The 13,013-nt window shown below is 73.8% G+C and carries 12 protein-coding genes; 3 read left to right on the plus strand and 9 right to left on the minus strand.

What is annotated here, in order from left to right; translation table 11 throughout:
* Nucleotides 1–372 precede the first annotated feature (372 nt).
* A complete protein-coding gene (locus ACWCPI_RS32835) occupies nt 373–2,838 on the plus strand; it encodes an FUSC family protein (RefSeq protein WP_451041596.1) in 2,466 nt (821 codons plus the stop codon).
* On the opposite strand, the gene ACWCPI_RS32840 is transcribed toward ACWCPI_RS32835, so the two are convergent.
* Complete coding sequence (locus tag ACWCPI_RS32840) at nt 2,765–3,796, minus strand: YhjD/YihY/BrkB family envelope integrity protein (RefSeq protein ID WP_451041597.1); 1,032 nt, start codon at nt 3,794–3,796, stop codon at nt 2,765–2,767. The genes ACWCPI_RS32835 and ACWCPI_RS32840 overlap by 74 nt on opposite strands.
* A gap of 332 nt (nt 3,797–4,128) precedes the next feature.
* Between ACWCPI_RS32840 and ACWCPI_RS32845 the strand changes: the two genes are divergently transcribed.
* Nucleotides 4,129–5,967, plus strand: a complete 1,839-nt coding sequence (locus ACWCPI_RS32845) for a glycoside hydrolase family 15 protein (protein ID WP_451041598.1) — start codon at nt 4,129–4,131, stop codon at nt 5,965–5,967.
* A gap of 39 nt (nt 5,968–6,006) precedes the next feature.
* Here ACWCPI_RS32845 and ACWCPI_RS32850 read toward each other — a convergent pair whose 3' ends face one another.
* The 6 genes from ACWCPI_RS32850 to ACWCPI_RS32875 all read right to left on the minus strand — a co-directional run bounded on the left by ACWCPI_RS32850 (nt 6,007) and on the right by ACWCPI_RS32875 (nt 10,977).
* Nucleotides 6,007–6,846: an SDR family oxidoreductase gene (locus ACWCPI_RS32850; protein ID WP_451041599.1), complete on the minus strand. Its 840-nt coding sequence runs from the start codon at nt 6,844–6,846 to the stop codon at nt 6,007–6,009.
* A gap of 817 nt (nt 6,847–7,663) precedes the next feature.
* Nucleotides 7,664–9,061, minus strand: coding sequence for a chloride channel protein (locus ACWCPI_RS32855; RefSeq protein WP_451041600.1), 1,398 nt, complete (start codon nt 9,059–9,061; stop codon nt 7,664–7,666).
* A gap of 16 nt (nt 9,062–9,077) precedes the next feature.
* Nucleotides 9,078–9,368, minus strand: a complete 291-nt coding sequence (locus tag ACWCPI_RS32860) for an SHOCT domain-containing protein (RefSeq protein ID WP_451041601.1) — start codon at nt 9,366–9,368, stop codon at nt 9,078–9,080.
* Nucleotides 9,369–9,428: 60 nt separating this feature from the next.
* Complete coding sequence (locus ACWCPI_RS32865; RefSeq protein WP_451041602.1) at nt 9,429–9,890, minus strand: DUF6325 family protein; 462 nt, start codon at nt 9,888–9,890, stop codon at nt 9,429–9,431.
* Between the two features lie 182 nt (nt 9,891–10,072).
* A complete protein-coding gene (mmpA, locus tag ACWCPI_RS32870) occupies nt 10,073–10,219 on the minus strand; it encodes a morphogenic membrane protein MmpA (RefSeq protein ID WP_451041603.1) in 147 nt (48 codons plus the stop codon).
* A 62-nt stretch (nt 10,220–10,281) separates the two neighbouring features.
* Nucleotides 10,282–10,977, minus strand: coding sequence for an endonuclease V (locus ACWCPI_RS32875; RefSeq protein ID WP_451041604.1), 696 nt, complete (start codon nt 10,975–10,977; stop codon nt 10,282–10,284).
* Nucleotides 10,978–11,040: 63 nt separating this feature from the next.
* Between ACWCPI_RS32875 and ACWCPI_RS32880 the strand changes: the two genes are divergently transcribed.
* Nucleotides 11,041–11,337 (plus strand): YciI family protein, encoded by a 297-nt coding sequence (locus ACWCPI_RS32880; protein ID WP_451041605.1) that lies wholly within the window; start codon nt 11,041–11,043, stop codon nt 11,335–11,337.
* 3 nt (nt 11,338–11,340) lie between these two features.
* On the opposite strand, the gene ACWCPI_RS32885 is transcribed toward ACWCPI_RS32880, so the two are convergent.
* Both ACWCPI_RS32885 and ACWCPI_RS32890 read right to left on the minus strand, forming a co-directional pair.
* The gene (locus tag ACWCPI_RS32885; RefSeq protein ID WP_451041606.1) at nt 11,341–11,664 is read right to left on the minus strand and encodes a plasmid stabilization protein; all 324 of its coding nucleotides are present in this window, start codon (nt 11,662–11,664) and stop codon (nt 11,341–11,343) included.
* A 65-nt stretch (nt 11,665–11,729) separates the two neighbouring features.
* Nucleotides 11,730–12,845: a WD40/YVTN/BNR-like repeat-containing protein gene (locus ACWCPI_RS32890; RefSeq protein WP_451041607.1), complete on the minus strand. Its 1,116-nt coding sequence runs from the start codon at nt 12,843–12,845 to the stop codon at nt 11,730–11,732.
* Nucleotides 12,846–13,013: the final 168 nt, after the last annotated feature.

Below are 13,013 nucleotides of genomic sequence, written 5' to 3' on the forward strand. Positions count from 1 at the left end.
GAACCGCACCGGGCACGGTTGCGCGCGCGGCCTCGAACACCGCCTCGACCGGCCTCGGACACGGCGGGAGGGGGCGCACGGGCTCGCCGTACGCCCCCCTCCGCCGGGATGCGGGCGGGTTGCGGAATCACCCGTCGGGGCGGCCGTAGCGGATCGGTCAGGAGATCGTGCCGGTCTCGGGCCCGAACGCCTCGCCGACGGCCCAGGCGTCTGCCCATGCGCGCCGGACACGCGGGGGGAGCGACACGCGGGCCCTCCGGTCCGAAGCGCCCGCTCCCCCATGTCGCCGGGGCTGCCGGCGGCCCGCGCGTACGGACAATGGAAGGACGGCGGTGGGATGCTCCCCGGGGCGGGGCCGCGGGAAGGAGCGAAATGCCGCAGCGGGCGTCGTCACCCGACCGTGTGCAGGCCGCACGCCGGGCGGTGCGGGTCACCGTGGCGGCCGCCGCCGGGTTCTATCCGGCGGTGTACGTCCTGGACGCCCCGGTGGTCGCGCTCTACGCCCTCTTCACCCCGATCGCCCTCGGCATCCTGTCCCCCCTGCCCGGCTCGGGCCGGGACCGCGCCCGCGTCGTCCTGTACGCCCTCCCGGTCGCCGCGGCCCTGACCGCGCTCGGCACCGCGCTCGCCGTCGGCACCGCCCCGGCGGTCGCCGGGATGGTCCTCGTGGGCTTCGTGATGTCCTTCGCCGGGGCCTGCGGGCCCGCCCCGGCCGGCGCCGCCCCCGGTCTGCAGCTGTTCTACATCCTGGCCTGCTTCCCGCCCTACCAGCCGGACACCCTCCCCCAGCGGCTGGCGGGCCTGCTCCTGGGCGGCACGCTGACGGTGCTGTGCGAGGTACTGCTGCTACCGGCCCCCGCGGAGGTCCCCTACCGCGAACGGGTCGCCGCCGCCCTGGAGGTGGCGGCCCGCGCCGCGAGAGCCTCGGCGTGCGGCGGCACGGCCGAACCCGCTCGCGTCCGCGAGCTGCGGTCGGCCGGCCAGTCCCTGCGCCTGTCGCGACTGCCGCCCGCCGTACGACCGACCGGCGCGGGACGCACCGACCGCGCGCTGGCGCACGTGGGTGGCGCGGCCCGGCGCCTCCTCGACCAGATGGCCCGCGCCGCGGAACACCCCGCGTCCCCACCCGTCCGGGACCCCCTGTCGGCGTCGCTGCTGACCGGGATCGCCGCGGAGTGCGCCGCCATGGCGGAGAACCTGCGCGGTCGGCGTCCCGTAGCCGGCCCCGAGGGTCTTGAGGAGATGGTCGAACTGTTCGTCCTCGCTCGCAGGCGTGCCGCCGGCGCGCGCGAACCCCCGGCGTTGACCGTCCTGCGGCGCCAGTCCGCCGTTCTCGCCGAGGCCGCCTCGGCGGTGACCGCCCGGGCCGCCCTGTCCGTCGCGCTCGGCGGCAGGCGCGTCGTGCGCGGGCTGCCGCGCGAACAGCTCTGGTACGCGGGGCCGCCCGCGATCGACCTGTGGCTGCGGCGGCTCACCGGGAACCTGACGCTGCGCTCGGTCGTGTTCCAGAACGCGGTACGCACGGCGCTCGGGCTCGGCGTCGCACGTCTCGTCGCCGGTTCGCTGGACCTCTCCCACGGTTTCTGGGTACTGCTGGCCGTGCTGACGCTCGGACGCACCACGGTGGGCGCCACCTGGTCCGCCGTACGACTGGCGGTGATCGGCACGTTCGCGGGGGCTTTGACGGCCGGCACGCTGATCCTGTGGGCGGGCGAGACGACCGACGTCTACGCGGCGCTGCTGGTCCCCCTCATGCTGCTGGCCTTCACGGTGGGACCCGTCGCCGGAATCGCCTGGGCGCAGGGCCTGTTCACGCTGGTCGTCTCCACGGCCTTCGCCCAGCTCGCGCCGGTCACCTGGCGGCTCGGGGAGACCCGGGCGCTGGACGTCCTCACGGGCTGCTGCATCGGTCTGCTGTGCGGCGTCGTGGCGTGGCCGGCCGGAGCGGCCGCCGAGGTCCGGCGGGGCATGGCGAGGCTGCTTGTGGAGGCAGCACCCCTGGTACGGGCGACGGTGGCGGCCACGCTGCCCACACGTGCGGCGGCCGTGGCGACGGCTCCCACGAAGCCCCGCGAGGGCGCCGCGGAGCCATCGAAGGCGCACCCGGTACGCCCCGGCGACAGAACCGAACCGCCCGACGAGAGAACCGAGCCGGACGACGGCACGACCAAGCGGCACGACGGCAGGGTGAAACCGCACGACGGCACGGTGAAACCGCACGACGGCAGGGTGAAACCGCACGACGGCAGGGTGAAACCGCACGAAGACAAGGCCGAGCCGCCCGACGGCAGGACCGAGCCGACGCAGCCGACTGAGCCGACTGAGCCGACGGAGGACACCGGGCACACCCGGTGGCGGACCCGGCACCGGCTGCGGCTCGCCGAGGCGGCGTACGCCCAGTACCGCAGCGAACCCACAGGCCATCAGGAGGCAGCGCCCGACTGGCCGGCCGCGCTCAACTTCGCGATCCACACCCTGGTCGCCGCCGCCTGGCTGCCGCGGATCGCCGCGCGCGACCTGGACGGCGAGGTGCCCGACGCGGCGGCGGCCTGGGCGCGCGAGGCCGCCGAGTCGACGGCAGACGCGGCCGACCTGGCCGCCGGCTTTCCGCAGGGCGGCGTGCGGGTGCCGCCGGTGCGCATCCCGTACGCGATCGCGTCGTCACTGACCGGCCCGTTCCTGCCGGTCCTGGTGGACGTGGAGAACTGGCTCGGCACCCTCGGTGCGGACCTGCGGGCGATCGGCGACGACACCGCGCCCGCGGTCAGGGCGGTGATGTCGGCGTTCCCAGGCGGCGCCTCAGGAAGGGCTCCTGGGACAGCACGGCGCCCACGCTGAGGCCGATGGCGACGGCCACGCACACGACGATCAGCCAGGACAGCAGCACGAAGACGGAACCCGCGGAGCCGTAGTCGGCCAAGGCCCGGTCGAGCGCCCGCGGCATGTAGAAGTGGGCCGTCACCGACAGACAGCTGACCGCGACCGCCGTGATGGCGGCACCCGGCACGAGGGGCGCCCAGCGGACCGCCCCGCCGAGCAGCAGGTGCTGGGTCCACCACCACATCACCATCTGCATGGCCAGGACGATCGGGAACCCCGCCCACGCCCCCAGCCCGAGCCCGTTGTGCAGCAGCCCCTGCACGACGAGTGAGCCGAGCCACAGGAGGATCCATGCGACCCAGCGCCACGGAGCGACCTTGCCCACTGTCCGGGGCAGCTGCCAGGCGCGTCGGCACAGGCGCTGCACCGCGCGGCTGACCGCGGTGGCCGACAGCAGCACCATCAGCCCGCCCACCAGGCCGGTCGCCTGGCGCAGGTCCTCGGTCGGCGGCTCGAACGCCTGCTCCACCTGCGCCTTCGTCTGCCCCGTCAGTCCGAAGACGGAGCTGATCGACGCGGCCACCTGGTCCTGCACCGCCTCCGGGGCGTAGGCGCCGAGCACGAACAGCAGGGGCACCGCGGTCAGGAAGCACTGCGCAGCGATACGGGTGGCGGAGTCGAAGATGTTCACCGACACCAGGCGGTCCACGAGTGCGGTGACCACCGGGAAGCGGGTCTCCACGCGCGCGTGGAGCGTCTTCTGCCAGGCCGTCAGGCTCTCGATGCGGCCACGCCACCACGACGGGCGCAGCAGGGCGCGGATCCGCCGGTGGCCGCCGGCCGCACGGCTCACGCGGGCGGGCCGGCTCGGCGGCTTGCCCGCGTCGCCGGCGGCTTCGCTGCGGAAGTCTCCATCGAGCCGCTCCTTCCCGACTCCAGGGTGCGTGACGAGGCGGGGCCCGGCACGCCGCGTCACGAGGCGCCGCCCGGGTCCGCCGCGTGCGGACGCGGCGGACCACGGCCGTACTCACCCTCGACCCGTACGGCGCCCGAGCACGGGTGGCGGGTCTCTGGCGTGTCCTCCCGGTGATCGACCTGGTCCCGGCCCTGACCGGCGGGCAGCCCCGGAGCCGAGGGGACTTCCGTCGACGCCGCACCTCTCGGCGGAGCTCGTCGCCGGTCTGTCGCTGGTCGCGTACGGCCCGCACGGCGTGGCGACGGCCCCCGCCCGCGCGCCGTTCTCCGGCCCTCGGCTTAGTCTGATCCAGGGGCGTTCGGGTGAATCGCACACCGAAAGGGCGGGCCCCGATGCACGACTACCCGCTGATCGAGAACCACGGCCTCCTCGGCGACCTCCAGACCGCCGCACTGGTGACGACCGACGGAAGCGTCGACTGGTTCTGCGCCCCGAGATTCGACTCGCCGAGCGTGTTCGGCGCACTGCTGGACAAGGACAAGGGCGGGCACTGCACGGTCCGCCCGATGCACCGGTCGTACGCGACCAAGCAGTTGTACCTTCCCGACACGGCGATCCTGGTCACCCGCTTCATGACCGAGGCGGGCGCCGGAGAGGTCATCGACTTCATGCCGGTGACCGGCCGCACGGTCACGCAGCGCCACCGACTGGTGAGGATGGTCCGCTGTGTACGCGGCAGGATGACGTTCGAGGTGGAGATAGCGCCGAGGTTCGACTACGGGCGGCGGCCGCACCGTCTGCGCATCGGCACGCACGGAGCGGTGTTCACCGCGGAGGGCGGCGCGGAGCTCACCGTGCACCGCATCCGCGAACCGGACGACGAGCGGCTGCTGGACGTGCTCGCCGACCGCCGGGACGCCCTGCACTTCACGCTGACGCTGGAGGCGGGCCAGGAGCGGGGGCTGGCCCTGGAGTGGGCAGCCGACGGGCCGCCGAGGGAGATGCGGCTGTCGGAGTACCAGCAACTCTTCGACGAGACGGTGCTGTTCTGGCGCGGTTGGCTGCGCCAGTCGCGGTACAAGGGACGCTGGCGTGAGACCGTGGAGCGCTCCGCGATCACGCTGAAGCTGATGACCTTCGCGCCCACCGGCGCCGTGGTGGCCGCTCCGACCACGGCGCTTCCCGAGCAACTGGGCGGGGAGCGCAACTGGGACTACCGGTTCACGTGGATCCGGGACGCGTCCTTCTCGGTGTACGCCCTGCTGGGGCTCGGCTTCACCGACGAGGCCAGGGCGTTCATACAGTGGCTCTCGGACCGGGTCGAGGAGCGGGCCGGAAGGGACGGCGACACCGGTCCGCTGAACGTCATGTACCGGGTGGACGGCTCCTCCGACCTGGACGAACAGATCCTCGGCCACTGGGCGGGCTACGCGGGTTCGGCGCCGGTGCGCATCGGGAACGGCGCCGCCGCACAGCTCCAACTGGACATCTACGGCGAGGCGCTGGACAGCATCTACTTCGCGCACCGGCACGGACTGCAGATGGGGCACCGCGGCTGGAACGCGCTGCTGACCAACCTCGACTGGCTGGCGGACCACTGGGACCAGGCGGAGGAGGGCCTGTGGGAGACCCGCGGCGGCCGGGAGGACTTCACGTACGGCCGTGTCATGTCGTGGGTCGCCTTCGACCGCGCCCTGCGGCTCGCCGAGTCCAACGGCCGGCCGGCCGCCGCCCACCGCTGGCGCGGCGCCCGGGACGACTGCTACGAACAGGTCATGGCCAAGGGCTGGAGCGAGGGGCGCCAGGCCTTCGTCCAGCATTACGGCGGCGATGTCCTCGACTCCTCGCTGCTGCGTATGGCGACGGTCGGGTTCATCACCCCCGACGACCCCCTGTGGACGTCGACGCTTGTCGCCATGGAACAGGAACTGGTCAGCGACAGCCTGGTCTACCGCTACAACCCGGAAGCCTCACCGGACGGCCTGCGCGGCTCGGAAGGCACCTTCTCGCTGTGCACCTTCATGTACGTCGACGCCCTGGCCCGCGCGGGGCGGACCGACAAGGCGCGGCTGGTGCTGGAGAAGATGATGGGGTACGCCAACCACCTCGGTCTGTACTCGGAGGAGATCGACCCGACGGGCCGTCAACTGGGCAACTTCCCGCAGGCGTTCACCCATCTCGCCCTCATCGACGCGGCGATCACCCTCGACTCGGCCCTGGACCGTGCGTAGGCCTGCCGGCTGCGGCCTGGCCGGCACACCGCGGAGGGGTCAGCCGCCGGTGGCGAATCCCGGGAAGAGGGTCATCCCGCCGTCCACGAAGAGCGTGGCGCCCACCACGTAGTCCATGAGGTCGGAGGCGAGGCCGACGGCCGCGTTCGCGATGTCCTCCGGGTCGCCGATGCGGTCGTAGGGAATCAGCTTGAGGAGGTCCTCGCGGGCCTGGGCCGTCTCCCAGGCGCTGTGGTTGATGGGGGTCTGGATGGCGCCCGGGGCGATGGCGTTCACGCGGATCTTCTTCGGCGCGAGTTCCTGGGCGAGCGTCTCCATCATCATCCGCACGCCCCCCTTGGAGGAGGCGTAGTTGACGTGCCCGGCCCAGGGGATGACCTGGTGCACGGAGCTCATGCAGATGATCTTCCCGGCCGCACGCGACACCTCGGGGACGACACCGCGCCGCAGGAACTCCTTGGTGGCCTCGCGGGCGCACAGGAACTGGCCGGTGAGGTTGACGTCGATGACCTTCTGCCACTGGGCGAGCGTCATCTCGGTGAAGGGGGCGTCGCGTTGGAGGCCGGCGTTGGCCACCAGGATGTCGAGGGTGCCGAACTCCTCGACCGTCCGGTTCACCATGGCGACGACCTGGTCCTCGTCGGAGACGTCCGCCTCGTGGGCGACCGCCCGCACGCCGAAGGACCTGATCTCCTCGACGACCTTCTCGGCTTCCTCGGGTCCGGCCACGTAGTTCACGACCACATCGGCCCCGGCCCGGCCCATGGCCAGGGCCGTCGCCCTGCCGATGCCGGAGTTCGCGCCGGTGACCAGGGCCTTCTGGCCCTTGAGCAGTTGGGCGGGGATCACGTCGCGGGGCGTGCCCTCGGGGGAACTCACGATGGCTGTCTCCTGCACTGCGGGGCCGGGTCGCCCGGGCCGTGGCCCGGAGGTCGAAGCGTCACCCAATCACCGGGTGCGGGCCGCGTCGTCGCGGCACGAACCGGTGTTGCGCCGACCGGCGGAGGATCTTCCCCCGCCCGAAGACGGGTCCCCCGCTCCCGGTCGAGTCAACCGCTCCACGAGGTGATCACCCACCCTCAGGGCGTTCGCCATGGCCGTCAGGGACGGGTTGACCGGGGCCGGGGCCGCCTCGTCGTTGCCGTCCGACCCGAGGACGGCCACGCCCGCGGCCGGAAGCGCATCGTCTGCGGATGCGGACCGGCACGGGCCCGAGCCGGGTCCCAGGCACCGAGGGTGCGGCGTCGACGACGGGGCCCACCCGCACGAACAGCGGGTCGCCCGGCCCGACCGTGGCCCCTGGGCGGACCGGGCGGCCGCCGGGTCACAGGCGCTCACCTGGTCGCCGGGCTCCAGCCACGGCACGCCTTGCACCCGGGAGCGCCCAGCGGGACACCGCGTCCGGCACCCACCACGGCCACCACACGCCCGGGCGTGAGCGAGGCCAGGGCCCCCGGCCGGCGCTCCGTGTCCGCGGTCGCCGACGCGGACAGCCCCTGGCACGGGCCCTGAAGTCCGTCTCGGACATGCGGTGCGTGCGGTGTCGCAGCGCCGGTCATGTGGCTCCTTCCCGGCAGGGCTTCGGTCCCCAGTGGGTCGCCGTCGGCGGGCGCGCATGCCCGGTCGGTGCGGCGCGAGGGCGGGCCGGGAACGCGTCACCGGGTCCGGCGCGCCGGCGCCGCGGGCCCCGGCCGGATCAGCCGCGCTCGGGCCCGCCGCCCCGCCTGCCGGGGGCCCGTTCGGCCGTCGCCCTGTCCGGCTCTTCGGGTGGCGGAACGGCGCGGCCCGGTGGCAGCAGTTCGGCCGTCACGAAGCTCACCACCGCCGCGATGATCACCACGGAGGTCATCGCCCCGCTGCCCAGCAGCAGGACGACCAGCACCGCGCTGCTGACCGGCAGCCGCAGGGCCGCGGCGCCCGTGGCCGCCATGCCGGCGGCCAGCCCGGGCACGACGCCCAGGCCGGGGAGCGGGGCCAGCAGCACGCCCGCCGCGGCCCCGAGGAACAGCGCGGGGAAGACCGGGCCACCGCGGAGGCTGCCCAGGCACAGCGCGTACGCCGCGGCCTTGCACAGCAGTACGGCGATCAGCGCGCCGACGCTCCAGGCGTGCGGGTCCTCGGCGAGGCGGGCGAGGGTTGCCTGGCCGGACGAGGCGACCTCCGCCGGGGAGCGGTCCACGGCCAGCGCGTACACCGAGGCGCACGCCCCGGCGGCCAGGGCGCAGGCCACCGTGTGCACGACGGTTCGTCTGCGGACGAACAGCGCGGTCAGGCGGCCGGTGTTCAGCACGTAGTGCGTGGCGGTGCCGAGGGCCACGGCCATCGGCACCGTCCAGAGGATGTCCCCGGCGTCGAGGCGGGACGCCGGGAGCCCCTTCAGTGTCAGGTCGCCGGTGGACAGACCGGTCCAGCGGCCGAACCCGGTGAAGACGAGCGAGCCGACCCCGCTGGACAGGAGTGCCGGAAGCATGACGGCGAACAGCCGCGCGCCGCCCAAGCCGGCCACCTCGATGAGGATCACCGCTCCGACCAGCGGGTTGCCGAAGATCGCCGGAAGTGCCGCGGCGGCACCTGCGGCGCCGAGCAGGGCGGTGCTCTGCGGTGTCAGCGGGGCCCTGGCCGCTCGCGCGAGGAGGAGGGCCAGACCGCCGCCGAGGGCGATCAGCGGGCTTTCGGGGCCGAGGACGGCACCGAGCGGCAGGCCGGCGAGGGCCGCGAGGAGGATCCCCGGCAGGGCGGAGGGGGCCGCTCCCTGGGGGTGCAGACCGGAGGCGGCGACGTGGCCGCCGGCTCCGGGCAGGTGCCGTACCACGAGACCCACGGCGACCCCGGCGAGGGTCAGCAGGGGCAGCGGCCACCACCAGGGAGGGGTGTGCCGGCCCAGTGCGGCGGGCAGTTCGACCCACCACGCGTGTTCGAGTTCGTGCACCGCGGCCAGGAACCAGAACGCCGTCAGGGCGACCGGGACGCCGATGAGCACGGAGAAGACGAGCGCTTTCCGGTAGGCCGGTTGCCGCAGCACGTCGCGCAGCCGTTCGGCCGCTTCCGGCTGCGTGCCGAGGGCGGGCGCAGCCGGGGGCTCCGGTTCGGTCACGACCTGTGCTTCCGCGTCAGCCGAGGACCCGGCGCTTCTGGGCCGCGAACTCCTCGTCGGTGAGCGCTCCCGCGGCCCTGAGGTCGGCGAGTTGCTTCAGCTGGTCGATCTTGCTGGTCATGTCGTCGGCGGCCGGTGGAGCGGCGGCGGGCGCCGGAGGCTCGACGGCCTGCTCGTAGGTGCGCTGCCGTTCGCGGTCCTGCTGCGCCCATCGGCCCGCCTGGCGCCGTGAGACGCGGTTGGACACCGCTGTGGCCGTACCCGAGATGACGGCGGTGCGGGCGACGCCGCGGAGGAGTCCTGGCATGTCACTCATCTCCCTGCGATCCGTGCGCGGTGCGGCGCTTCCTGCCGGCGGAGGGCGCTCTCACCCGGCGGTGACCCCACCCGGAGGGACAGTCCCCTCGGCGGCGTCCAGCGAGGCCAGCAGGGCGTCCACGGGGATGCGCCCACTGGCCACCAGCTCGGCCCCGCCGCGCCGCAGCGCACCGGCCAGGGGCGCGGCCCACACGTTCTCGTACACCAGGACCGCGGCGGAGTTTCCGGGCTCCAGAGCGGCACCGGCGTCCTCCAGGTCGCTCTGGTCCAGCAGTCCCGAGGAGGCTCCCTCGAACACCGTCAGATCGACCTCGTCCCCGATGTTCCTGAGTTCCAGCGCCTCGACCGACCCGTCGGTGCCCTTGCGGAGGAAGACGAGGTCGAGGATGCGGATGATGCCTCTGTCGACGAGGTCCACGAGGAGGGGCAGGCCCTCTCCGGTCATACGGCTGCCGGGGAACTCGACGATCAGGTAGTCGACGGGCCCCATCTCCCCGATGTCCTGGTGCATGGCCGCTCCTCAGCCGGACGGTCCCCTCAGCCATTGCAGCATTCGGTACGGCCGTCTGCATGTTCAGGCGCGAGCCGCCCGCCCGGGTCCGGGTCCCGTCGTCCGCCCGGAGGGCGGCCCGGCTGCGTGCCAGGCGTCGCAGGGCAGGCGTCGCAGGGCAGGCGGGAATGTGACGGCAGGACCTAGAGGGGCCATTCCGCGAGCGTGTAGATCATCCCGGCGATCCAGCCCAGCCCGGCCAGTGTGGCCAGGACCAGCGCCGCCGTCACGGCGTGCTCGACGGGGCGGTCGGGGTCGGCGAGGGGCTTCGGGGAACGGTGCGTCGTCATGCGGCCCACCCTGCCGACCGGGCCGATCCCGCCGCATCCGTACGGGTACTCAGGGCACGTACTCAGATCGCGCGGGTCGCCTGCTTCAGCGCCTGCCGGCACAGGGCGTCCGCACGGCGTGTGGTCTCCGGCAGCCGGTAGCCGGGCGTCAGGGCCAGGGTGTGGGCGCAGGCGTTGTCGAGGCTCACGCGGTGGCCGACGGACACGAACACCGGTTTCACGCCGTCCCGGGTGCGCAGGGCGCGCCCGACCTCCTCCTCGTCGGCCATGAGGGGCGCTGACGAGCCGCGTGCGGCGCCGGGGTCGTCGTAGGTGAAGGTGAAGGGGTTCTTGGCCACGCCGATGGTCGGCAGGCCGGTGAGAACGCCGAGGTGGGCGGCGAGGCCGAAGCGGCGGGGGTGGGCGAGGCCGTAGCCGTCGCAGACGACGAGTCCGGGCGCGCAGGGCAGGGCGTCGAGCGCGGCCAGGACCGTGGGGATCTCGCGGAAGGCGAGCAGGCCGGGGACGTACGGGAAGGAGATCCGCCCGACGGCGGTGGCCTCGGCGACGACGTCGAGGCTCGCCGCGTCCAGGACGACGGCCGCGGCGGCGACCACGTCCCGTTCGTCGTCGTAGGCGACGTCGACACCGGTGACGTGCCCGGAGCCCGGCGGGGGTCCCGGCTCGTCGAGCACCACCCGCTCGCGCAACTCGTCCTGGACGGCGCGGGCTTCTTCGTCGGTCGCGGGCCAGCCCGCGGGAATGCGTACGGTCGTCATGGTGGGCACGAGCGTACGGGGTCGTGGCCGGCGGGCGCGGGCCGCGGGGGTAGTCTCGCGGTCATGTTCGTACTGGAGTTGACCTACACCGCACCGCTGGCTGCCGTCGACGCCGTGCTGGAGGCGCACGTGGCGTGGCTCGACGAGCAGTACGAAAAGGACCTCTTCCTCGCGTCCGGGCGCAAGAACCCCCGCGACGGCGGAGTGATCCTCGCCGTCGCGGGGGACCGGGCGCTCATCGAGGAAGTCACCGCCACGGATCCGTTCGTCGTGGCCGGCGTGTGCGCGTACCGCGTCACGGAGTTCGCCGCCACGAGGACGGCCCCGGAGCTGGCGCGGTACCGCGAGACGCCCGGCTGAGCCTCACTTGCCCAGTGCCTGCTTGAGCTGGCTCTTGTTCATGTCCGAACGTCCGTGGATGTTGCGCTTCTTGGCCTCCTCGTACAGCTGGTCGCGGGTGGGGCCCTGGGAGCCCTTGCCGGACCGCTGGCCGCCCCGCTTGCCCGAGGACATGTCCTGGGTGGAGGTACGGCTGGCGGACTTGGACTCGCCGGACCGTGCGCGTTCCTTGTTCACCGTCCGCGCCGCGATCTCCTCGGCGCGCGAGGCGCTCTCGCCCCGGTCCTGGGCGCTCTTCTTGATGTGCTCGTACTGGCGTTCCCGCTTCGGGCTCGAACCGGCCGGCATGTGAGTCACTCCTCTCGCAGTCGGCGACCGAGTGCGGTCGGCGACCGGGTACCCACATTCCGGCGTCAGCTCTCCAGCCGCGCGACCCGGCCCTTCTCCCCCGCCGCCCAGCAGCCGAGGTCCGGCGTGCAGTCCACGGTGTCGTACGAGCCGGTGTCGACGGTCCGCCAGGTGCGGCCGCCGTCCGTCGTCAGGTCGGTCCCGGTGGGCCCGACGGCGAGGGCGGCGGTGCGGCTGTGCGGGAGCCAGGCGACTGCGGAGCGGTAGGCGGGCACCGGGCTCGCGGCTGCCCGCCAGGTGGCGCCCCGGTCGCCGGTACGGGCCGCGGCCCGCGGGGAGGGCTGGTCGGGGCGGTAGTCGCCGCCGACCGCGAGGCCGTGCGTGCGGTCGCGGAAGGCCAGGGCGAAGACGCCGCGCGCCGGGTCGCCGGCCGGGACCGGTGTGTCGGCGGCCGTCCAGGTGAGCCCTCGGTCGGCGGAGTGCAGCACACGCGCGCGTGCCGCCCCGCCGGTGGCCAGCCAGACGTCCTTCGGTCCAGAGGTGACCAGGCACTGCCCGCTCGCCGCGAAGCCCGCCTCACCCTCCAGCGCGGCGGGCATCCCCGTGTTCGGCAGCACCGTCCAGGAGCGGCCGCCGTCACTGGTCGACAGGATGCGGAACCGGCCGTCCACCGGGTCGCTCATCGCCAGGCCGTGCCGGTGGTCGAAGAAGGCGAGGCAGTCGTAGAAGGCCCGCGCGTCGGTGTTGCGGAAGGACTCGGTCCAGGTCGCGCCGCCGTCGTCCGTGCGGTACACACGGGACGCCTCGCCCTCTCCGATGGCCAGCACCACGGCACGGCGCGCGTCGAACGCCTCGACGTCCCGGAACTGGAGTTCGCCGGCCCCGGGCGGTGAGACGTTCCGCCAGGTCGTGCCGCCGTCGGTGGTGCGCAGGACGGTGCCCTGGGTTCCGGCCACCCAGGCGGTCTTCCGACTGACCGCGGACAGCCCCCGGAAGCGCACCTCGGGCGCGCCGCTGTCCTTGGGCTCCCAGTGCGGGACCCCGCGCTCCGGCAGGTCCGCCTGTGCCCGCGCCTGTGCGGGCAGCACGGTCAGCGCGGCCAGCGCCGCGCCGCAGACCACCCCCGCCGCACTTGTCCGAAACCAGTACCCCGACCGTCGCGTGTTCCCCGAACGCCTCATGGCGGGCGAAGCTAGCCCAGTGCCGTATCGGCGTCCAGATGGCCTCGGGGGCCACAGGAGGGACGGGAGACACAGGTGACTTTCCTGGCACACAAGGGCATACGGATCCCTCCCGTGCATGAAGGCGGTGACCGAGGTCACTCGGCTTCGGGGTGCACGGATTGGCCG

This window comes from Streptomyces sp. NPDC001920 (assembly GCF_053594495.1).